The organism is Streptomyces sp. NPDC058464 (assembly GCF_042721035.1).
GTDB lineage: Bacteria > Actinomycetota > Actinomycetes > Streptomycetales > Streptomycetaceae > Streptomyces.
Window position 1 is genome coordinate 1 of the sequence record NZ_JBHXMA010000019.1, and the last position, 21,619, is coordinate 21,619.

The 21,619-nt window shown below is 70.5% G+C and carries 18 protein-coding genes, 1 rRNA gene and 1 riboswitch; of the genes, 13 read left to right on the top strand and 6 right to left on the bottom strand.

All coding sequences use genetic code 11. The features are described from left to right. The 11 genes from rrf to ACFWPQ_RS24310 form a co-directional block, all read left to right on the top strand. A 5S ribosomal RNA gene (gene rrf / locus ACFWPQ_RS24260) occupies positions 1 to 95 on the top strand; the annotation flags it as partial. Between the two features lie 111 nt (positions 96 to 206). Beyond that, positions 207 to 815 (top strand): CDP-alcohol phosphatidyltransferase family protein, encoded by a 609-nt coding sequence (locus ACFWPQ_RS24265; protein ID WP_384038415.1) that lies wholly within the window; start codon positions 207 to 209, stop codon positions 813 to 815. 127 nt (positions 816 to 942) lie between these two features. Next, on the top strand, positions 943 to 3,438 hold the full coding sequence (locus tag ACFWPQ_RS24270; protein ID WP_361305937.1) for a mannose-1-phosphate guanyltransferase: 2,496 nt from the start codon (positions 943 to 945) through the stop codon (positions 3,436 to 3,438). A gap of 106 nt (positions 3,439 to 3,544) precedes the next feature. Next, positions 3,545 to 4,456, top strand: a complete 912-nt coding sequence (locus ACFWPQ_RS24275) for a DUF881 domain-containing protein (RefSeq protein ID WP_384038418.1) — start codon at positions 3,545 to 3,547, stop codon at positions 4,454 to 4,456. After that, the gene (locus ACFWPQ_RS24280; protein ID WP_046727248.1) at positions 4,453 to 4,785 is read left to right on the top strand and encodes a small basic family protein; all 333 of its coding nucleotides are present in this window, start codon (positions 4,453 to 4,455) and stop codon (positions 4,783 to 4,785) included. Before ACFWPQ_RS24275 ends, ACFWPQ_RS24280 begins: the two co-directional genes overlap by 4 nt. A gap of 5 nt (positions 4,786 to 4,790) precedes the next feature. Continuing rightward, complete coding sequence (locus ACFWPQ_RS24285; protein ID WP_384038421.1) at positions 4,791 to 5,645, top strand: DUF881 domain-containing protein; 855 nt, start codon at positions 4,791 to 4,793, stop codon at positions 5,643 to 5,645. A 190-nt stretch (positions 5,646 to 5,835) separates the two neighbouring features. Further along, the gene (locus ACFWPQ_RS24290; protein ID WP_384038424.1) at positions 5,836 to 6,666 is read left to right on the top strand and encodes an FHA domain-containing protein; all 831 of its coding nucleotides are present in this window, start codon (positions 5,836 to 5,838) and stop codon (positions 6,664 to 6,666) included. Between the two features lie 41 nt (positions 6,667 to 6,707). Then, positions 6,708 to 7,445 carry a MerR family transcriptional regulator gene (locus ACFWPQ_RS24295; protein ID WP_384038427.1) on the top strand — a complete coding sequence of 246 codons (738 nt, stop codon included), beginning with the start codon at positions 6,708 to 6,710 and terminating at the stop codon, positions 7,443 to 7,445. 91 nt (positions 7,446 to 7,536) lie between these two features. Continuing rightward, entirely contained in the window at positions 7,537 to 8,010 is a 474-nt protein-coding gene (locus ACFWPQ_RS24300) for a bifunctional nuclease family protein (RefSeq protein ID WP_026253112.1), read from the top strand. A 296-nt stretch (positions 8,011 to 8,306) separates the two neighbouring features. Beyond that, on the top strand, positions 8,307 to 8,951 hold the full coding sequence (locus ACFWPQ_RS24305; protein ID WP_383719550.1) for a MerR family transcriptional regulator: 645 nt from the start codon (positions 8,307 to 8,309) through the stop codon (positions 8,949 to 8,951). Positions 8,952 to 9,022: 71 nt separating this feature from the next. Then, positions 9,023 to 10,366, top strand: coding sequence for a DNA polymerase IV (locus tag ACFWPQ_RS24310; RefSeq protein ID WP_384038430.1), 1,344 nt, complete (start codon positions 9,023 to 9,025; stop codon positions 10,364 to 10,366). 183 nt (positions 10,367 to 10,549) lie between these two features. Here the strand turns inward: ACFWPQ_RS24310 and ACFWPQ_RS24315 are convergent, their stop codons facing one another. Further along, a complete protein-coding gene (locus ACFWPQ_RS24315; RefSeq protein ID WP_384038433.1) occupies positions 10,550 to 10,930 on the bottom strand; it encodes a PRC-barrel domain-containing protein in 381 nt (126 codons plus the stop codon). 113 nt (positions 10,931 to 11,043) lie between these two features. Next, positions 11,044 to 11,137: riboswitch (glycine riboswitch) on the top strand. A 179-nt stretch (positions 11,138 to 11,316) separates the two neighbouring features. On the opposite strand from ACFWPQ_RS24315, the gene gcvP reads away from it, so the two are divergent. After that, positions 11,317 to 14,202: an aminomethyl-transferring glycine dehydrogenase gene (gene gcvP, locus ACFWPQ_RS24320; protein WP_384038436.1), complete on the top strand. Its 2,886-nt coding sequence runs from the start codon at positions 11,317 to 11,319 to the stop codon at positions 14,200 to 14,202. Positions 14,203 to 14,258: 56 nt separating this feature from the next. Here the strand turns inward: gcvP and ACFWPQ_RS24325 are convergent, their stop codons facing one another. Genes ACFWPQ_RS24325 through modA form a run of 3 tightly spaced genes read right to left on the bottom strand, consistent with a single transcriptional unit; the run spans position 14,259 to position 17,327 of the window. Next, complete coding sequence (locus ACFWPQ_RS24325) at positions 14,259 to 15,629, bottom strand: ABC transporter ATP-binding protein (RefSeq protein WP_384038439.1); 1,371 nt, start codon at positions 15,627 to 15,629, stop codon at positions 14,259 to 14,261. 25 nt (positions 15,630 to 15,654) lie between these two features. Further along, positions 15,655 to 16,461, bottom strand: coding sequence for a molybdate ABC transporter permease subunit (gene modB / locus ACFWPQ_RS24330; protein WP_384038872.1), 807 nt, complete (start codon positions 16,459 to 16,461; stop codon positions 15,655 to 15,657). 38 nt (positions 16,462 to 16,499) lie between these two features. Further along, entirely contained in the window at positions 16,500 to 17,327 is an 828-nt protein-coding gene (modA, locus tag ACFWPQ_RS24335) for a molybdate ABC transporter substrate-binding protein (protein WP_384038442.1), read from the bottom strand. 204 nt (positions 17,328 to 17,531) lie between these two features. On the opposite strand from modA, the gene ACFWPQ_RS24340 reads away from it, so the two are divergent. Then, positions 17,532 to 18,020, top strand: a complete 489-nt coding sequence (locus ACFWPQ_RS24340; RefSeq protein ID WP_384038444.1) for a molybdopterin-dependent oxidoreductase — start codon at positions 17,532 to 17,534, stop codon at positions 18,018 to 18,020. On the opposite strand, the gene ACFWPQ_RS24345 is transcribed toward ACFWPQ_RS24340, so the two are convergent. Both ACFWPQ_RS24345 and ACFWPQ_RS24350 read right to left on the bottom strand, forming a co-directional pair. Beyond that, positions 17,935 to 20,673, bottom strand: a complete 2,739-nt coding sequence (locus tag ACFWPQ_RS24345) for a molybdopterin-dependent oxidoreductase (RefSeq protein WP_384038446.1) — start codon at positions 20,671 to 20,673, stop codon at positions 17,935 to 17,937. The two genes, ACFWPQ_RS24340 and ACFWPQ_RS24345, sit on opposite strands and share 86 nt — an antisense overlap. Then, a complete protein-coding gene (locus tag ACFWPQ_RS24350; RefSeq protein WP_384038448.1) occupies positions 20,670 to 21,494 on the bottom strand; it encodes an FAD binding domain-containing protein in 825 nt (274 codons plus the stop codon). The genes ACFWPQ_RS24345 and ACFWPQ_RS24350 overlap by 4 nt, the downstream gene beginning before the upstream one ends. Positions 21,495 to 21,619: the final 125 nt, after the last annotated feature.

Consider the following 21,619-nt stretch of genomic DNA (forward strand, 5'->3'; position numbering starts at 1 on the left):
AAACGCCCGGTTACATTCCGAACCCGGAAGCTAAGCCTTACAGCGCCGATGGTACTGCAGGGGGGACCCTGTGGGAGAGTAGGACACCGCCGAACTCCTTTTAGAGCTCTGGCTCTTGGGCACATGCCCGAGAGCCAGAGCTTTTTTGCGTTGAGGTAGGGTCAGGGGGAAAAGTTGGCTCGTTTCCCACCACAGGAGGCCCCCGGGTGGAGGTCCAGGAGACGCGTGTCCAAACGGAGCGTGTCCTCACCATCCCGAACATCCTCAGCATGGCGCGTCTCGTCGGCGTGCCCGTCTTCCTGTGGTTGGTCCTCAGGCCCGAGTTCGGCGGGCCCAAGAGCGACGGCTGGGCCCTGCTGGTACTGCTCTTCAGCGGCGTCAGCGACTACCTGGACGGCAAGCTCGCCCGGCGCTGGAACCAGATCAGCAGCCTCGGCCGGCTGCTGGACCCCGCCGCGGACCGGCTCTACGTGCTGTCGACGCTGGTCGGACTCACCTGGCGGGAGATCCTGCCGCTCTGGCTGACGGCCGCACTACTTCTGCGTGAACTGGTTCTGCTGGTGATGGTGGGGATCCTCCGGCGGCACGGCTATCCGCCGCCACAGGTGAACTTCCTGGGGAAGGCCGCGACGTTCAATCTGATGTACGCGTTCCCGCTCCTCCTGCTCAGTGACGGAAGCGGTTGGATCTCGTCACTCGCTGCTATTTTCGGATGGGCGTTCGCAGGGTGGGGTACAACCCTGTACTGGTGGGCAGGAGTGCTCTACGTGGTGCAGGTCCGTCGCCTGGTTCGTGCGGACGCCACAGCCGATTGAGCTCGGCGATTGTCCGGACGTAGTGGCCCCTCGATTGCTCTCGATGGCCCGCGGCGGAAAAGTGCGGGACAATCTGGACGGGTGAAGTCGGCTAGACCGTCATCTCTTAGAGGAGGACGCTTCCGACATGAAGGCCGTCGTGATGGCCGGTGGTGAAGGCACTCGCCTTCGCCCCATGACCTCCAGCATGCCCAAGCCACTCCTTCCGGTCGTCAACCGACCGATCATGGAGCACGTGCTACGGCTGCTCAAAAGGCATGGGCTCACCGAGACCGTCGTCACTGTGCAGTTCCTGGCATCGCTGGTCAAGAACTACTTCGGGGACGGCGAGGAGCTCGGTATGGAGCTCACCTATGCCAACGAGGAGAAGCCACTCGGTACCGCCGGAAGCGTCAAGAACGCCGAAGAGGCGTTGAAGGACGATGCTTTCCTCGTCATATCCGGCGATGCGCTGACCGACTTCGACCTCACCGAACTGATCAACTTCCACAAGGCGAAGGGCGCGCTCGTCACGGTCTGCCTGACGCGGGTGCCCAATCCGCTGGAATTCGGCATCACCATCGTCGACGAGGAAGGCAAGGTCGAGCGCTTCCTTGAGAAACCGACCTGGGGCCAGGTCTTCTCCGACACGGTGAACACGGGCATCTATGTCATGGAGCCCGAGGTATTCGACTACGTCGAGGCGGACGTTCCCGTCGACTGGTCCGGCGATGTCTTCCCGCAGCTGATGAAGGAAGGGAAGCCGGTCTACGGCTACATCGCCGAGGGCTACTGGGAGGACGTCGGTACCCACGAGTCGTACGTGAAGGCGCAGGCCGACGTCCTCGAGGGCAAGGTCGACGTCGACATCGACGGCTTCGAGATATCCCCCGGTGTATGGGTCGCCGAGGGGGCGGAGGTGCACGCGGACGCAGATCTGCGCGGGCCGTTGTACATCGGTGACTACGCCAAGGTCGAGGCCGGCGCGGAAATCCGGGAACACACCGTCGTCGGGTCCAATGTCGTCGTCAAGAGCGGCGCCTTCCTGCACCGGGCCGTCGTCCACGACAACGTGTACGTCGGGCAGCACAGCAATCTGCGGGGCTGTGTCGTCGGGAAGAACACCGACATCATGCGGGCCGCGCGGATCGAGGACGGGGCGGTCATCGGTGACGAGTGCCTGATCGGTGAAGAATCGATCGTTCAGGGCAATGTCCGGGTCTATCCCTTCAAGACCATCGAGGCCGGCGCCTTCGTCAACACGTCGGTGATCTGGGAGTCCCGGGGCCAGGCCCATCTGTTCGGCGCCCGTGGTGTGTCGGGGATCCTGAACGTCGAGATCACGCCGGAGCTGGCCGTGCGGCTGGCCGGCGCGTATGCCACCACCCTGAAGAAGGGGTCCACCGTCACGACGGCCCGTGACCACTCCCGCGGTGCCCGTGCGCTCAAGCGGGCGGTGATCTCCGCGCTCCAGGCCAGCGCCATCGACGTACGCGACCTGGAGAACGTTCCGTTGCCCGTGGCGCGGCAGCAGACCGGGCGGGGCAGCGCCGGCGGGATCATGATCCGGACCTCGCCCGGGGTGCCGGACTCCGTCGACATCATGTTCTTCGACGGGCAGGGCGCCGACCTCTCCCAGGCCAGCCAGCGCAAGCTGGACCGGATCTTCGCGCGGCAGGAGTACCGGCGTGCGTTCCCCGGTGAGATCGGTGACCTGTACTTCCCGGCCAGCGTCTTCGACTCCTACACCGGGTCGCTGCTGCGCAACGTCGACACGACCGGGATCGCCGAAGCGGGCCTCAAGGTCGTCGTGGACGCCTCGAACGGCAGCGCCGGGCTCGTGCTGCCCAGCCTGCTCGGCAAGCTCGGTGTGGACTCGCTGACCATCAACCCCGGTCTGAACGAGGCCAGGCCCACCGAGACGGCCGATCAGCGGCGGGCGGGGCTGGTGCGCCTGGGCGAGATTGTGGCGTCCTCCGGGGCCGCGTTCGGCGTGCGGTTCGACCCGGTCGGTGAGCGGCTGTCCCTGGTGGACGAGAAGGGCCGCATCATCGAGGACGACCGGGCGCTGCTGGTGATGCTCGACCTGGTCGCCGCCGAGCGGCGCAGCGGGCGGGTGGCGCTTCCGGTCACCACGACCCGGATCGCCGAGCAGGTGGCGGCGTACCACGGCACCCAGGTCGAGTGGACGACCACCTCTCCCGACGACCTCACGCGTGTGGGGCGGGAGGAAGGCACCATCTTCGGTGGTGACGGCAAGGGCGGGTTCATCGTTCCGGAGTTCAGCAGCGTCTACGACGGCACGGCCGCCTTCGTACGCCTGATCGGTCTGGTGGCGCGGACGCAGCTCACCCTCAGCCAGATCGACGCCCGGATCCCGCGGGCGCATGTCCTCAAGCGGGACCTGGCGACCCCGTGGGCTGTCAAGGGACTGGTCATGCGGCGTGTCGTCGAGGCGGCCGGGGATCGCTTCGTCGACACCACGGACGGCGTGCGGGTCGTCGAGACCGACGGGCGCTGGGTGATGGTGCTGCCCGACCCGGCCGAGGCGGTCACCCATCTGTGGGCCGAGGGGCCCGATGACGCCTCCGCGCAGGCCCTGTTGGACGAGTGGTCGGCGACCGTGGACAGCGCCGGACGGTAAAACCGCTGCACGCGTGCGTGCCGGACATGTGTCCCCACGGGGGCCGGTCCGGCACGCCGGTGGGGCCGTTCGGAGGTACTGGTCGCGACGTGCGACGATGTGCGGCATGCCGCAGCAACCCCCCGTTCGGAGCAGCGCCGCCCGGCCGTCGCGCCCGGACGCCTCCATGTCGTTGATCACCAACGTCATGGACCACAGCCTCGACGACGGGTATGCCGAGGCGGCCGCCCGGAAGCGGGCTCAGGGGCAGGAAGGCGGCATGCCGAAGACCCTCCGGGCCAGGCTGGGTCTCGCCGGTGGTCTGGTGCTGGCGGCCCTCGTGGTGACCGTGGGAGCGGCGCAGGCGCGCGTGACGGCGCCCGTCGTGGCGAAGGAGCGTCAGGAGCTGATCGACCGGATCGACCGGGAGACGGCGGCCGCGGACAAGCTGGAGACCAATGTCGACAAGCTGCGGGACGACGTCAGCGCCCGTCAGCGGTCCGCCCTGAAGGAGAGCGGCGGAAGTGGGCAGGCGGACCTGGTGGGCGTCCTGTCGGGCGCCACGGCGGTGCGCGGCCCCGGTGTGAAGCTGGTGGTGAACGACGCCAAGGAGGCCTCCTCGGGCGGCGACGCCGGCAATCCCCGGGAGACCTCGGGGTTCTCCGACACCGGCCGGGTGCGGGACCATGACATGCAGCGCGTCGTGAACGGGCTGTGGGCCTCGGGCGCCGAGGCGATCTCCATCAACGGGCAGCGGCTGACCGCGCTGTCCGCGATCAGGGCCGCGGGGGACGCGATACTGGTCGACAACAGGCCGCTGGTACCGCCGTACACGGTGCTGGCGGTGGGGGACGGGGCGAAACTCGGCTCCAGGTTCCAGGACAGCCCCGATGGGCTGTACCTGCACGCCCTGGAGGAGAACTTCGACATCCGGGCGACCATCTCCACGGAGAGTGACGTCCGGTTGCCCGCTGCTCCGAGCGTGATCGTACGTACTGCACAGCCGTACACCGAGAAGACTGAGAAGGGCACATCGTGATCGCCGTACTTGGCCTCGTCGTGGGCGTCGTGGCCGGACTGTTGGTCCGGCCTGAGGTTCCGGCGGTCGTCGAGCCGTATCTGCCGATCGCCGTCGTCGCGGCGCTCGACGCCGTCTTCGGCGGTCTGCGGGCCATGCTGGACGGGATCTTCGACGACAAGGTCTTCGTGGTGTCGTTCCTGTCGAACGTGGTGGTGGCCGCGCTGATCGTCTTCCTCGGCGACAAGTTGGGTGTGGGCTCGCAGCTGTCCACGGGCGTCGTGGTGGTCCTCGGTATCCGTATCTTCTCCAACGCCGCGGCGATCCGGCGTCACGTCTTCCGGGCGTGAGCGGCATGAGCGAGCACGAGCACCAGCACAAGCACGAGAAGCAGCCCGAGCACCGGCTGCGCAGAGAACTTCCGGCCGAGGTGCCCGCCGCGGCGCCGGAGGCCGAGTCCGCCGCGGAACCGAAGCCGGAGGCCGGGTCGACCGGCCGGCAGCGGCTGGTCCAGGGGCTGTGGCCGCCACGGGTGAGCAGGGCGCAACTGATCGTCGCCGTGCTGCTGTTCGGGCTCGGATTCGGGCTCGCCGTGCAGGTGGCGTCGAACAGCGACAGCGACAGCGCGCTGCGCGGGGCCCGTCAGGAAGATCTTGTTCGCATTCTCGATGAACTGGACGACCGTACTCAGCGTCTTGAGGACGAGAAGACAGGACTCGAGAAGCAGCGCCAGGAGTTGCAGAGCAGCTCCGACCAGGCGGCGGAGGCCCGCAGGCAGACGGCAGAGAAGGAGAGGCAACTCGGCATTCTCGCGGGCACCGTGGCGGCGCAGGGTCCTGGCATCACGATGACGGTCGACGACCCGAAGGGGACGGTGCAGGCGGACATGCTGCTCGACGCGATCCAGGAGCTGCGCGCGGCCGGTGCGGAGGCGATCCAGGTGAACGGGGTACGGGTGATCGCCGGTACCTACCTCACCGACTCGGGGAAGAGTGTGAGCGTCGACGGGAACAAGATCACCCAGCCCTACGTTTTCAGGGTGATCGGCAAGCCGCAGGATCTCGAACCGGCTCTCAACATCCCCGGAGGCGTGGTGCAGACCCTGGAGAAGGAACAGGCGACTGTGACCGTCGAGCGGTCGGCCAAGATCGTGGTGGATGCCTTGCGACCGGCGAAGCAGCCTGACTACGCTCGGTCGTCCTCACAGTGAACCGGCGGTGCATGGGGGACGTCGGGCGGGGGCATGAGGATGCGGGGGGTCGGCGCACCGGGGAACCGGAGCGTGGTGGAAACTGTCTGGTGGATACGGACGTTGTGTGGTTGTCCGGGTCGGCCGGTTTATTCAGTCAGGGTTCGTCCTGCCCCACGGGCGGGTCTGTTTCGGTCAAGGGGAATCGCCCGTGAAGTTGTTTGCGAAGTTGTTCGGCAAGAGCGCGCGAGAGGGTAGCGACAACGCGACCGCTCGCCATCGGGCACAGCCCGACGCGGAGGGCCAGCGCCCGCTGTTCCGGGATCAGGTGGCTGGTCCGGGGGGTGACATTTCGGGAGGTCAGGGCGCGCCGTCAGTTGACCCGTCCCACTCCGGCGGCATAGGTTTCGGGCAACCGTCAACCTCAGGTGCGGGTGGAGGGTTCGCCTCCGGCCCGTACGCGTCCAACGCCCCGGCGGGGCAGCCGCGGCAGGAGGATCCGTCCATGTCGGCCCTGGTTTGTACGAGGTGCGGTAACCGCAACGCGGAGAACGCCCGCTTCTGTTCCAACTGCGGAGCCCCGCTGCGTGCGGGCGCCGTCCCCGAGCGTGCGTCGGAGACGACGTCCACGATCTCGATCTCCGGTCTGGAGGCCTACGACGCCGAGGTCACCGGCCAGACCCAGATGCCGTCGCTCTCACCCGAGGCGCAGGCGGCGGTCGACGCGCTGCCGCTCGGCTCCGCGCTGCTGGTGGTGCGCCGCGGCCCCAACTCGGGCAGCCGCTTCCTGCTGGACAGCGACCTGACCACGGCCGGCCGCCACCCGCAGAGCGACATCTTCCTGGACGACGTGACGGTCTCGCGCCGGCACGTGGAGTTCCGCCGCCAGCCGGACGGCTCGTTCACGGTGGCCGACGTCGGCAGCCTCAACGGTACGTACGTCAACCGGGAGCGCATCGACCAGGTCGCCCTGTCGAACGGTGACGAGGTCCAGATCGGCAAGTACCGGCTGGTCTTCTACGCGAGCCGGCACGGCATCTGACCCCGCCGGACCTCGTTCGGGGACCCCAGGGAAGAAGGTCCATGCTGCACACACCGAGCGGCGGTACCGGTCACGGCACCGCCGCCACGGAACCCGGGCTGATGAGCATCGGCACGGTGCTGAACGTGCTGCGCGACGAGTTCCCCGAAGTCACCATCTCCAAGATCCGTTTCCTGGAGTCGGAGGGGCTCATCGAGCCGCGCCGGACCCCTTCCGGGTACCGGAAGTTCAGCGCCGGGGACGTGGAGCGGCTGGGACACGTCCTGCGGATGCAGCGGGACCACTATCTGCCGCTCAAGGTCATCCGGGAGTACCTGGAAGCCATGGCGCGCGGCGAGGCGGTACAGCTGCCCGTGCTGGGGCGGCAGCGCGACGGTGAGCCGGTGCCGACGGTCGCCGAGGTGCCCACGGTGGCCAGGATCGGCCGGGACGAGCTGCTCGCGGCCGCCGACATCGACGAGAACTGCCTCACGGAGTGGGAGTCGTACGGACTGATCGCTCCGCTGGAGAGCGGTGTGTACGACGCCGAGACGGTCACCGTGGCCTCGCTCGTGGCCGAGCTGGGCCGGTTCGGGATCGAGCCGCGTCACCTGCGGGTGATGAAGGCCGCCGCCGACCGCGAGGCCGGCCTGGTGGACCAGGTGGTGGCCCCGCTCAAGCGCCACCGCAACCCGCAGACCAGGGCCCATGCGGAGGCCCGTGCGAAGGAGCTGGCGGCGCTCACGGTGAAGCTGCACTCGGCACTGGTGCAGACCGCCCTCGGGGTGCGGTTGCCGTGACTACCACGACAGGACCCGGGCGGAGGCCGGATCGGGCGCGCGTTCCCGGCCCGACTACCCAAACGTCCCGGGCACGGCCTAGGGTTGCTGTGTGAACGAGCTCGATGTCGTAGGTGTCCGGGTGGAAATGCCCTCCAACCAACCGATCGTGCTCCTGCGCGAAGTGGGAGGCGACCGTTACCTCCCCATCTGGATCGGGCCGGGGGAGGCGACGGCGATCGCGTTCGCCCAGCAGGGCATGGCGCCTGCCAGGCCGCTGACCCACGACCTGTTCAAGGACGTGCTGGAGGCCGTCGGCCAGGAGCTCACCGAAGTGCGCATCACGGACCTGCGTGAGGGCGTCTTCTACGCGGAGCTGGTCTTCGCCAGCGGGGTCGAGGTGAGTGCCCGTCCGTCCGACGCCATAGCGCTGGCGCTGCGGACCGGAACGCCGATCTACGGCAGCGACACGGTGCTGGACGACGCGGGCATCGCGATCCCGGACGAGCAGGAGGACGAGGTGGAGAAGTTCCGCGAGTTCCTCGACCAGATCTCGCCCGAGGACTTCGGCACCAGCAGCCAGTGAGGGACCACAGCGGCCCGTCACCCACCAGGAGGTCGGTGACGGGCCGGTTCGTGACAGAAGGCCGGTGACGGGCCGGTTCGGGGCTGGTCACAGCCGAAACTCATGGGCAATTGCCAGCGGCCATTGAGAGCGTCCTACGGCTTGCCGCCAGAGCATTCGGCTAGCCTTTCCCCGCGGTGGAGCACGGGAAACCACTCCTAGGGTGATTATCACTCGGCGTGCCGAGTGTGGCGATCGTTGACGCACCCCTGGTGACTGCCTACCGTCGAGAAGGCAGGTCAAGGACGGAGGTCGGCGTGAGAAGCAGCGGCGACGGTACGGCTGGGGGTGCCCCGGAACGCGGTTTCGGGGAGAGCCTTCCGTACCCGCTTCACAGCAGCACTGCCGGTCACGCCCCACAGCGGCCGACCGCAGTGCCGAGCGGCGGAGGGGCGGCGTCCATGGCGACCGAGGAGATCGGCTACCGAGGGCCCACGGCCTGTGCGGCGGCCGGCATCACCTACCGGCAGCTCGACTACTGGGCCCGTACCGGCCTGGTCGAGCCCAGCGTGCGGCCCGCCTACGGGTCGGGCACCCAGCGTCTGTACAGCTTCCGGGACGTCGTCGTCCTGAAGATCGTCAAGCGGTTCCTGGACACCGGGGTCTCCCTCCAGAACATCCGCACCGCGGTCCAGCACCTCAGGGAACGCGGTTTCCGCGACCTGGAGCGCATGACCCTGATGAGCGACGGCGCCACGGTCTACGAGTGCACCTCGCCGGACGAGGTGCACGCCCTGCTCCAGGGCGGTCAGGGCATCTTCGGGATCGCGGTCGGTGTGGTGTGGCGGGACGTGGAGAGCGCGCTCTCCCAGCTGCACGGAGAGCGCGTCGACACCGGCGAGACGCTCGTCGGGCACAACCCGGCCGACGAGCTGGCCCGGCGGCGCAACCGGGCGGTCTGAAAGCCTCTGGTGATGCCCCGGCACGGTCCCGTGCCGGGGCATTGTCAGTGCTGTGGTGCAGCATCGGAGATGTGAGAAACGCGCCCACGATCCTGCATCTCGACATGGATGCCTTCTTCGCCTCGGTGGAGCAGGCGTCCAAGCCGAGCCTGCGCGGGAAGGCCGTGGTCGTGGGCGGGCTCGGACCCCGCGGTGTGGTGGCCACCGCGTCGTACGAGGCCCGGGTCTTCGGGGTGCACTCCGCGATGCCGATGGGGCAGGCACGGCGGCTGGCGCCGAACGCCGCGTACCTGGTGCCGCGCTTCGGGCTGTACCGGTCGATCAGCGAGCAGGTGATGGGGCTGCTGCGCGGGCTCTCGCCGCTGGTGGAGCCGCTGAGCCTGGACGAGGCGTTCGTGGATCTGGAGGCCGGTGAGACGGCCTGGGACGCCGGGTCGGCCCGGCTGGTGGGAGAGAGGCTGCGCGCGGACATACGGGCCGCCACGGGGCTGTCCGGGTCCGTCGGGCTCGCCGCCTCCAAGATGCTCGCGAAGATCGCCTCCGAGCAGGCCAAGCCGGACGGGCTGGTGCTGATCGAGCCGGGCACGGAGCGGGCGATGCTGGGGCCCATGACGGTACGGACCCTGCCGGGGGTGGGGCCGGCGACCGGGGACCATCTGCGGCGGGCCGGGATCGCCACGGTCGACGAGATCGCCGAGGCCGGGGAGGACGAGCTGGTCCGGCTGCTCGGCAAGGCCCACGGGCACGCGCTGTACGCGATGGCGCTCGCGCACGACGAGCGGCCCGTGGTGGCCGAGCGGGAGACGAAGTCGGTGTCGGTCGAGGACACCTACGACGTGGACATCCACGACCGGCTGCGGGTGGGGATCGAGGTGCAGCGGCTGGCCGACCGGTGCGTGCGGCGGCTGCGGGGGGCCGGGCTGTCGGGTCGGACCATCGTGCTCAAGGTACGGCGGTACGACTTCTCGACGCTCACCCGGTCGGAGACGCTGCGGGGGCCGACCGACGATCCGGCGGTGGTGCGGGAGGCGGCCGCGCGGCTGCTGGACTCGGTGGACACGACGGGGGGTGTGCGGTTGCTGGGCGTGGGGGTGTCGGGGCTGGCCGACTACACGCAGGAGGATCTGTTCGCGCAGGCGGCGGCAGGGGAGGGGGCGGCGGAGTCCGCGGCGGCGGACGAGGACGTTGCGGAGCCGGTAGCGGAGGAACAGGTGGCTGCCGAGCGGCGGTGGCCCGCGGGGCACGATGTACGGCATGCCGAGTACGGGCACGGATGGGTGCAGGGGAGCGGGCTGGGGCGGGTGACGGTGCGGTTCGAGACGCCGGGGTCCCTGGAGCCGGGGAGGGTGCGGACGTTTCGGGTCGAGGACCCTGGGCTGGAGCCGGCGGAGCCGTTGCCGTTGGTGCCGGGATGACAGGGGGTTGCGGTGGACGGGGTGGGGGCGTGACCGGGGTGTGGGCTGGGTGCGGGGGATTTCACTCGCCCGCGTTGGCGGGGTGCCGCTGCGCCCACCCGTGCCGCCCCACCGGCACGACTGCCCGCAGCTGGGTAGCTGAGTAGTCGGGACGGGCGGCTGGGCAGCGCCCCGGCGTCGGCCTTACGACCCCGTGTCCTCCGTGCCTGCCAGCTTGCCGAAATCGTGGTCCGGGTGGCCGTGGGGAGGGGGAGCCGTGTCCAGGCCGTAGTGGTGGTAGAGCTGGAGTTCCTGCTCGGGGGAGAGGTGGCGGCCCACGCCGAAGTCGGGGGCGTCCTTGATCAGGGCGCGGTCGAAGGGGACGTGCAGGGTGCCCTCGACCAGTTCGCTGGGTTCCAGGGGCACGAAGGCGTCCCGGGAGAACAGGCCGGTGCGTATGGCCGCCCACTCCGGCACGCCCGTCGCGTCGTCGAGGTACACCTCGTCGATCGTGCCGATCTTCGTGCCGTTGCGGTCGAACGCCTTGCGGCCGATCAGGTTGCGCGGATCGATGTCGGTCAGCACGGGCCCTCCACTTGGTCGCAACTCATCCGTAAGCACTACAAAAGAGCACATTGGAGGAGGCGGCCACTCGAAGGCCCTGGCGTTGCCCTCGCTGGTAGGCTGGCAGCGGCTGCTGACCCCGTGCGGGAGAGTCCTCCGGGCAACCGGAGGCGCCGAAGGAGCAAATCCTCCCCGGAATCTCTCAGGCCCACGTACCGCACGGACGAGGTCACTCTGGAAAGCAGGGCGGACGTCGACGGTGTCCGCCCTCACCGACGGTGAAAGCCGGGAGACCGCAGAGGCGGCACCGGTGAAGCTCTCAGGTTGAGATGACAGAGGGGGAGGCCGTCGGGGTACCCGCGCCGGGGTACCCCTCGAAGGTCGCGTCAGACCAGGAGGCCTCCGCAATGACCGCCCAGCGTGTTCCGCTCTCAGAGCTCGAGCAGGGTATTCCCTTCGAGCAGCGCCATATCGGGCCCGATCACGAGGCTCGGGCCAAGATGCTCGCCCAGGTCGGGTACGGCTCGCTCGACGAGCTGACCGCCGCCGCCGTGCCGGACGTGATCAAGAACGCCGACCGCCTGGAGCTGCCGGGCGCCCGGACCGAGGCCGAGGTGCTGGCCGAGCTGCGGTCGCTGGCCGACCGGAACCAGGTGCTCGACTCGATGATCGGGCTGGGGTACTACGGGACCTTCACGCCGCCCGTCATCCTGCGCAACGTGATGGAGAACCCCGCCTGGTACACGGCCTACACGCCGTACCAGCCGGAGATCTCCCAGGGCCGGCTGGAAGCGCTGCTGAACTTCCAGACCGTGGTCGCCGACCTCACCGGGCTGCCCACCTCCGGTGCCTCGCTGCTCGACGAGGGCACGGCCGCCGCCGAGGCCATGGCCCTGTCGCTGCGCATGGGCAAGAACAAGAAGGGCGTCTTCGTCGTCGACGCGGACGCGCTGCCGCAGACCGTCGCCGTGATCCAGACCCGCGCCGAGCCGACGGGCGTGGAGGTCGTGGTCGCCGATCTGAGCGACGGGATCCCGGCCGACCTCGCCGCGCGTGAGGTCAATGGCGTGCTGATCCAGTACCCCGGCGCCTCCGGTGCCGTACGCGACATCAAGGCCGTCGTCGAGCAGGCGCACGAGATCGGCGCGCTCGTCACCGTCGCCGCCGACCTGCTCGCGCTGACCCTGCTGACCTCGCCGGGTGAGCTCGGGGCCGACATCGCCGTCGGCACCACCCAGCGGTTCGGTGTGCCGATGGGCTTCGGCGGGCCGCACGCCGGTTACATGGCGGTCCGCGAGAAGTTCGCACGCAGCCTGCCCGGACGGCTCGTGGGCGTCTCCGTGGACGCCGACGGCAACAGGGCGTACCGGCTGGCGCTGCAGACCCGTGAGCAGCACATCCGGCGGGAGAAGGCCACCAGCAACATCTGCACCGCGCAGGTGCTGCTCGCCGTGATGGCCGGCATGTACGCCGTCTACCACGGGCCCGAGGGGCTCAGGGCCATCGCCCAGCGGACGCATCGCTACGCCACGATCCTCGCCGCGGGGCTCAAGGCCGGCGGTGTCGGGATCGTCCACGGCGCCTACTTCGACACCCTCACCGCCCGGGTGCCCGGCAAGGCCGCCGAGATCGTCGCCGCCGCCCGCGAGGGGGGCGTCAACCTGCGGCTCGTCGACGCCGGCCACGTCTCCATGGCCTGCGACGAGACCACCACCCGCGCCCAGCTGAGCGCCGTCTGGACGGCCTTCGGCGTCGAGGGCGACGTCGAGGCGCTGGACGCCGTTGCCGAGGACACGCTGCCCGAGGCACTGCTGCGCACCGACGGCTATCTCACCCACCCCGTCTTCCAGCAGCACCGCTCCGAGACCGCGATGCTGCGTTACCTGCGCCGGCTCGCCGACCGGGACTACGCGCTGGACCGGGGCATGATCCCGCTGGGCTCCTGCACCATGAAGCTCAACGCGACCACCGAGATGGAACCGGTCACCTGGCCCGAGTTCGGCCAGCTGCACCCGTTCGCGCCCGCCGAGCAGGCGCAGGGCTACCTGACCCTCATCCGCGAGCTGGAGGAGCGGCTCGCCGAGGTCACCGGGTACGACAGCGTCTCCCTGCAGCCCAACGCCGGATCGCAGGGTGAGCTGGCCGGGCTGCTCGCCGTACGCGCGTACCACCGGGCCAACGGGGACGCGCAGCGGACCGTGTGCCTGATTCCGTCGTCCGCGCACGGCACCAACGCCGCCAGCGCCGTGATGGCGGGCATGAAGGTCGTCGTCGTGAAGACCGCCGAGGACGGCGAGATCGACGTCGCGGACCTGCGGGCGAAGATCGAGCAGCACCGCGACGAGCTCGCCGTGCTGATGATCACCTACCCGTCCACGCACGGTGTGTTCGAGGAGCACGTCGCCGACATCTGCGCGCAGGTGCACGAGGCCGGCGGCCAGGTGTACGTCGACGGGGCCAACCTCAACGCCCTGGTCGGCGTCGCCAAGCCGGGTCACTTCGGCGGCGACGTCTCGCACCTCAACCTGCACAAGACCTTCTGCATCCCGCACGGCGGCGGCGGTCCCGGTGTCGGTCCGGTGGCGGTGCGCGCCCACCTCGCGCCGTACCTGCCGAACCACCCGCTGCAGCCCGCCGCCGGGCCGGAGACGGGCGTCGGGCCGATCTCGGCCGCGCCGTGGGGCTCGGCGGGGATCCTGCCGATCTCGTGGGCGTACGTCCGGCTCATGGGCGGCGAGGGGCTGAAGCGGGCCACGCAGGTGGCCGTGCTCAGCGCCAACTACGTCGCCAAGCGGCTGGAGCCGCACTTCCCCGTGCTCTACACCGGGCCCGGCGGGCTCGTCGCGCACGAGTGCATCATCGACCTGCGGCCGCTGACCAAGGCGACCGGAGTGAGCGTCGACGACGTCGCCAAGCGGCTCATCGACTACGGCTTCCACGCGCCGACGATGTCCTTCCCGGTGGCCGGCACGCTGATGATCGAGCCGACCGAGTCCGAGGACCTCGGCGAGCTGGACCGGTTCTGCGAGGCGATGATCGCCATCCGTGCGGAGATCGACAAGGTCGGGGCGGGGGAGTGGCCCGCCGACGACAACCCGCTGCGCGGCGCTCCGCACACCGCCGGTGCGCTGGGCGGCGAGTGGAAGCACGCGTACAGCCGGGAGGAGGCCGTCTTCCCCGCCGGGGTGTCCGCCGCCGACAAGTACTGGCCGCCGGTGCGCCGGATCGACCAGGCCTTCGGTGACCGGAACCTGGTGTGCTCGTGCCCGCCGCTGGACGCGTACGAGGACTGACGCACAGGGATCGCGTGCCAGAGGCCCCGCTTCGGCGGGGCCTCTGCCGTGTGGTGCTACGCCGGGTAGGCGTGCGTCTGGGTCGCCTTCACCGTCGCCCAGACCGGGGCCCCCGGGTGCAGGTCCAGTTCGGCGGCGGCGACCGTGGTGAGGTCGGCGGCGAGGGCGAGTTCGCCGGTCAGGTCGGCGCGGATCTGGTCGCCGTGGGTCTCCAGGCCGACGACCTCGCAGCGCCAGAGGTTGCGGGCGCTGGCGCCGGTGGGGCGGTCCCGGAAGAGGGTGACGGCGCTCGGCGGGAACGCGACGAAGACGTCACCGGCGAGGACTTCGGTGGTGGTGATGATGGTGGTGTTCGAGGGGCCCGTCTCCAGTTCGACGGTGTGGCCCTCGGCCCGGCCCCGGTAGAGGTTGAGACCGACCAGGTGGGCGATGTAGTCGGTGCGCGGGTGGCGGGCGATGTCGGCGGGGGTGCCCTCCTGGACGACGCGGCCGTCCTCGATGACGATCAGGCGGTCGGCCAGCACCATGGCGTCCAGCGGGTCGTGCGTGACCAGGACGGCTACGGCCTCGAACTCGGCCAGATGGCGGCGGAGTTGGGACCGTACGTCAAGGCGGGTGCGGGCGTCGAGGGCGGCGAGGGGTTCGTCCAGGAGGAGGAGGCGGGGGCGGGTGGCCAGGGCGCGGGCCAGCGCGACGCGCTGGGCCTGGCCGCCGGAGAGACGGCGGGGTTTGACGCCGGCGTGTTCGGTGAGGCCCATGCGGTCGAGCCAGGCGGCGGCCTGGGTGCGGGCGTCGGCCTTGGTCGCGCCGTGGCAGCGGGGGCCGAAGGCGACGTTGTCGAGGGCCGTGAGGTGGGGGAAGAGGAGGTAGTCCTGGAAGACGACGCCGACCGGGCGGGATTCGGGGGGTGTGCGGTCCAACTCCGTGCCGTCGAGGTGGAGGTGGCCGGTGGTGAGGGGGGTGAGGCCGGCCAGGGCGCGGAGGGCGGTGGTCTTTCCGGCGCCGTTGGGGCCGAGGAGGGCGACGACCTCGCCGGGGGCGGCGGTGAGGGTGATGTCCAGGTGGAAGGTGGGGCGGGTGACGACGAGGTGGGCGTGGAGGCCGTGGGTGGTCGGGTGCGTGGTCGGGTGCGGGTGCGTGGTGGGTACCCGGCCTTCGGCCGGGTTTGGGTTCCCACCCGCACCACCTGTGCGGCTGTCAGTGTCAGGTGCGGGTGGCCCCTGTGGGGGCTGCGCGCCATCGGCGGCTGCAGGTGGTCCGTGGTGGGGAGATTGCGCACCGCCGGCGGCTGCGGGTGGCCGCCGGGGAGGTTGCGCACCGTCGGCGGCTGTCGGCAGGCCGCGGGGTGGTTGTGTGTCGTCGGCGGACGTTGACAGGCCGTGGGGTGGCTGGGTGTTGTCTGCCGCTGCGGGGTGTGGGTCTGTCATCGGGGTGTCGTCCAGAGGGGCGTTCTCATGATGCCGTCATCCAACGATCCCGCAATGCCGCGAGCACCGCGATCGACACCGTCAGCAGCACCAGGCTGAGTGCGATCGCCGTGTCGGGGTCGTTCTGCAGGGCGAGGTAGACGGCGAGCGGCATGGTCTGGGTGCGGCCGGGGAAGTTGCCGGCGAACGTGATCGTCGCTCCGAACTCGCCGAGCGCGCGGGCCCAGGCCAGGACCGCGCCGGCCGCGATGCCGGGGGCGATGAGGGGGAGCGTGACCCGGCGGAACGCCGTGAAGCGGGAGGCGCCCAGTGTGGTGGCCGCTTCCTCGTAGCGGGGGTCGGCGGCGCGGAGCGTGCCCTCGACGCTGATCACCAGGAACGGCATGGCCACGAAGGACTCGGCGACCACCACGCCCGCCGTGGTGAAGGGGAGGGTGATGCCGAACCAGGCGTCCAGCCACTGGCCGACCACCCCGTTGCGGCCCAGGGCGAGGAGCAGGGCCACACCGCCGACCACCGGGGGGAGGACGAGGGGGAGGGTGACCAGTGCGCGGACCAAGCCCCGGCCGGGGAACTCCGTGCGGGCCAGCAGCCAGGCCAGGGGGACGCCCAGGACGAGGCTGACGGCCGTCGCCGCGGTGGCGCAGATCAGGGAGAGCTGGAGGGCCTGCCACACCTCGGTGCTGGTCAGCAGGGACGGGAGGCTGCTCCAGGGGGCCCGCACCAGCAGGGCGACCAGCGGCAGGAGCAGGAAGACCAGAGCTACCGCTCCGGGGAGGAGGAGCGGTAGCGGTACGGCTGCCCGAACGCGCCGGCGCCGAGGGCCGCCCATGCGGGGGCCGGCGGCGGCGCCGGACGCGTCGGTCTTCGTCACGGCTTGAGGAACCCGGCCTCGTTCAGGACCTGCTGGCCCTCGGCGGACTGCACCAGGGCGATGAACGCCTTGGCCACCGTGGGGTTCGGGGCGTTCTTGAGGAGGGCGATCGGGTAGTCGTTGATCGCGTTCGAGGACTCGGGGAACTCCACGCCCTCCACCTTGCTGCCGGCGGCCTTCACGTCGGTCTTGTAGACGACCGCGGCGTCGGCCTCCTTCAGGACCACCTTGTTGAGGGCGGACTTCACGTCCTCCTCGTAGGAGACCGGGGTGAGCTTGAGCTTGCTGGCGTCCAGGGCCTTCTGCGCGGCGGCGCCGCACGGCACCGTCTTGTCACAGAGGACGACCTTGAGCGAGGACTTGGTGAGGTCCTTCAGGGAGGAGATCTTGTCGGGGTTGCCCGGCAGGGTGGCGATCTCCAGCTGGTTGCGGACGAAGGTCGCCGGGGTGGTGGCGGTGTCCTTCTTGTCCGTCACGATCGCCATGGTCTTGGGGCTCGCGGCGGCGAACACGTCGGCCGGCGCACCGCTGGTGATCTGCGCGGCCAGGGTGTCGCTGCCGCCGAAGCTGAAGTTGACGGTGGTGCCGGGGTGGGCCTTCTCGAAGTCGGCCTTCAGGGTCGTGAAGCTCTCCTGCAGCGAGGCCGCCGCGAACACGGTGATCGAGCCCGACAGCTTGGGCGTCGCCGCCGACGACGTGTCCGACTTCGTCGTCGCCGACGAGTCGTCGTCGGAGGAGGAACAGGCGCTCAGGGCCAGCAGGGCCGCGACCGAGGCACCGGCCACCTGGAGCGTCCGCCGGGTCCGGCGCACGGAACGGGTCATCACGAGTGAACTCCTCTGGTTTCTATGAGAAAACTGTCGCGCCCTGCTACGACCTGTGTATCAGCCGCCTGGCGATGATACTGCCGCATTTGCCAGGCGTAAGTCTTCTGTCACATCGCATGAGCTGCATACTTACGACTTGTATCTGGCATGTGCGTTTGTACGGTGAGGCCCCGCGGGTACCGTCATCCGGGAGGTGGCCGCATGACGCTCGCCGAACTCGTCCTCACCGGAGACCTCGCACACCCGACCCGGCTGACCGTGCCCGACCTGCTGCGCTGGCCCCAGCACCGGGTCCAGGTCAGCTTCGAGTGCGCCACCAGCGGCATCCAGCACCACCGCTTCACCGGCCCACGGCTGTACGACGTCCTCACCGACGCCGGACCCGGATTCGACCCCGGCCGGCGCAAGGACCGGCTGCGGTTCCTCATCGCGGTCTCCGGCGCCGACGGGCACCACACCCTGCTCTCCTGGGCGGAGATCGACCCCGACTTCGGCCATGCTCCGGTTCTGCTCGGTGTCAGCATCGACGACACCTCGCTGGACCTGGCGGGTCCGCAACTGGTGCTTCCCCAGGACCGTTGCGGGGCCCGGCACATCAGCGGCATCAGGGAGATTCGGGTGGACGGGACGTACGGCGGCCGGCATCCAGTGCCCGCCACACCCGGTCACGCGTCAGCGGCAGCTCCGTGAACCGCACGCCCGTCGCGTCCCGCAGCGCGTTGGCCAGCGCCGGGGCGACCGGGTTGAACGGGCTCTCGCTCATCGACTTGGCGCCCAGCGGCCCGATGGCGTCGGTGGTCTCCATGAAGTGCACCTCGGTGCGCGGGATGTCGGCGTACTGGGGCAGCCGGTAGCGGCGGAAGGCGGCCGTCTCGACCTCGCCGCGCGCGTCCAGCCGTACGTTCTCGAAGAGGGTCGCGCCGAGCGCCTGGGCCACCCCGCCCTCCACCTGGCCGCGGCACTGCATGGGGTTCATCACCTTGCCCGCGTCGGCGGCGTGCACGCTGCGCAGGATGCGGATCTCCCCGGTGCCGGGGTCCACGGCCACCCTGAACCACTGGGAGTTGAAGGCGACCGAGCGCGGGGTGCCGCCGAAGTGGCCGTCGGCGGCGCACTCGATGCCGACCGCGCGGGCGGCCGCGTACAGCTCCTTGAGCGGCAGCCGCCCGCCGGGGTGCAGGACAGCCTCCTCGGACAGCTGGCAGTCGGCGCGTTGCACGCGCAGGTGGGCCGCGGCGAAGTCGAGGAGCAGGTCGGCGAGGGCGCGGGCGGCGCGCAGGGTGGCCTTGCCCGCGACCACGGTGCCGGTGGAGGCGAAGGCGCCGGTGTCGTGCCGTACGACGTCCGTGTCGGACTGGCGGACGGTGATCCGGTCGACGGTGGTGGCGAGTTCACCGGCCGCGATCTGCCGGTGGACGGTCGTGGTGCCGTTGCCGAACTCGGCCGTACCGACCGCCAGATCGAAGCCGCCGTCGGGGAGCAGGGCGGCCCGGGCGTCGGCGATGTGACCGCCCGGCGGACCCGTCGCGATCATCGCCAGTGCCGAGCCCTCGCCGACCAGCCAGCCGTCGGGGGCCGGGTCGCAGGGTTCCGCCTGGGCGCGGCGGACGATGGAGACACACTGGTCGAAGCCGTAGCTCGCGATGTGCAGGTCCTCCTCGTGGCCGCCGGGGGTGAGCATCGAATCGCCCGGGCCGATGATGTTGCGGGCCTTGAGGTCGACGGGGTCGAGGCCGAGCCTGCGGGCCAGTTCGTCCAGGGCGGACTCGACCGCGAACAGCACCTGGCCCAGGCCGTAGCCGCGGAAGGCGCCCGCCGGGACGGTGTGGGTGTAGACGGAGTAGGCGTCGACCTTCTTGTGCGCGGCCCGGTACATCGCCGTCGACTCGCCCACGCTGTGGAACATCACGGCGGGGCCGTGGTTGCCGTAGGCCCCGGTGTTCGAGACCACCCGGAGCCGGAGCGCGGTCAGGGTGCCGTCCCGGCGGGCGCCCACCTTCACGTGGACGGTGAAGGGGTGCCGGGTGGTGGCGCCGTGGAACTGCTCGGCGCGGGTGTACTCCAGCTTGACCGGGCGGCGCAGCCGCAGCACGGCGAGGGCCACGATGTCCTCGACGAGCATCTCCTGCTTGCCGCCGAAACCGCCGCCGACCCGGCCCGCGACCACCCGGACCTGCTCAGGCGGCAGGTCGTAGAGCGCGCACAGGGCGCGGCGAGTGAGGAACGGGGTCTGCGAGCTGGTGCGGACGGTGAGCCGGCCGTCCTCGTCCAGCCAGGCGATCGCGCCGTGCGTCTCCAGGCTGGCGTGCTGCACGCGTTGGGTGCGGAACGTCTCCTCGTAGACGGCGTCGGCCTCGGCGAAACCGGCCTCGACGTCGCCGATCTCGCCGTGCGCCTCGCCGACGACGTTGGCGTGCGGGCGGGAGATGCGGGCGGCCGAGGGGTCCTTGTCGTGGACGACGGGGGCGCCGGGGCGCATCGCCTCCTCCGGGTCCAGGACCGCGGGTGCGATGTCATATACCACTGTGATCCGCCGGCAGCCCTCCTCCGCCGCCGCCTCGCTGTCCGCGACCACCGCCGCGACCCGCTGGCCGATGTAGCGGACGGTGTCGTCGAGGAGGCGGGTGTCGGCGGGGTCCTCCTCGGGGTGCTCGTGGCGGGCGGTGGAGTAGTGGCGTTCGGGGGCGTCGTGATGCGTGAACACCGCGTGCACGCCGGGCACGCGCAGGGCGGCCGAGGTGTCGATCGAGGTGATGCGGGCGTGGGCGTGCGGGGAGCGCAGCAGTTTCATGTGGAGCAGGCCGGGCACGTCGACGTCGAAGGTGTAGCGGGCGGTGCCGGTGACGACCTGGGGTCCGGCGGGCGCGGGCAGGTTGCGGCCGACGGACTCGCCGGCGGACGGCTCCTCGACGTGCCTGACCCCGCGTACGGCGTCCTCGATGGCCCGGTAGCCGGTGCAGCGGCACAGGTTGCCCTTGAACGCCCGGGGGAGATCGGTGAGTTGGTCGTCGGTCAGGGCCGCCGTGGTCATCAGGAAGCCCGCCGTGCAGAAGCCGCACTGGAAGCCCTGGGCGGCCAGGAACTTCCGCTGTACGGGGTGGAGTTCGCCGTCGGGGGCGGCCAGGCCCTCGACGGTGGTGACCGTGCGGCCGTCGGCGCGGAAGGCCGGGTAGAGGCAGCTGTGCACCGGTTCGCCGTCGACGTGCACCGTGCAGGCCCCGCAGTCGCCCGCGTCGCAGCCCTTCTTCACCCCGAACCAGCCGCGCTCGCGGAGGTAGGTGCGCAGACACTGGCCGGCGCGCGGCTCGTCGTCGTGGCACTGCCCGTTGACCTCGATCCTCATCGCTCCCCCGGTTCACGAAGTTCCCGTCGGATCTCCTCCGCGTACCGGAACGTCATGTGCCGGCGCCACTCGGGCAGGCCGTGGATGTCGTCGAACCACTCGTCGTCGGCGACGGCCCCGCCGATCGCCGTCCGCAGGGCCTCGGCCGTCGGCGGCAGCGGGAACCACAGCCGGACCGGTCGCACGGTCGACGCGGTGATGGTCAGGGCGAAGGAGCCGTCGACCGGGTCCAGGGTGCCGATCACCAGGACACCGGAGCGGCCCAGACCGTAGAGGGATGCCTGGCGGAACGCGGTAAGGGAGGCGAGCGCGCGGGCCGGGAGGGTGACCGAGCGCAGCAGCTCACCCTCGGCCAGGTCCTTGCGGCCCGCGCCGGTCACGAAGCCGGCGACCGGGACCCGCCGTCGCACGCCGTCCTGGGCGATCAGCAGGCACTCCCCGTCGAGGGCGGCCGTGAGGGAGATCATCGGGCCGGCCGGGAGGGCGTTGCAGAGGTTGCCGCCGACCGTGGCCATGTTCCAGATCTTGAAGGAGGCGAGGAAGGCCCGGCAGCACTGCTCGAAGAGCGGGGCGGCGGCCGCCGGCAAGGTCCGCGCGTAGCGGGACAGCTGGGCGACGGTGCAGGTGGCGGCGATCTCCAGGGAACCGTCCGGGGCGTGGTGCACGGGCGTCCAGCCGGTGCGGCTCAGGTCGACCAGGCGGCGCAGGTGCGGCTGGGGCTCGGAGAAGAGGTACGTCCCGCCGCCGAGCCAGGCGTCGCCGGGGCGCCAGGGGGCCGGGTTCCGGGCGTCGAGGATCTCCGCCACCGTGTTCAGGTCCATGCCGGTCAGTGAAGCAACGCGCGAGGGACTCGCACGACTGGTGCGGGGCACGGAAAAGGCGAGCCGGGAGGGGCCGGTCCTGGATGATTCACCAAGAGACGTTCCGTGCGGAAACACTTGCATTT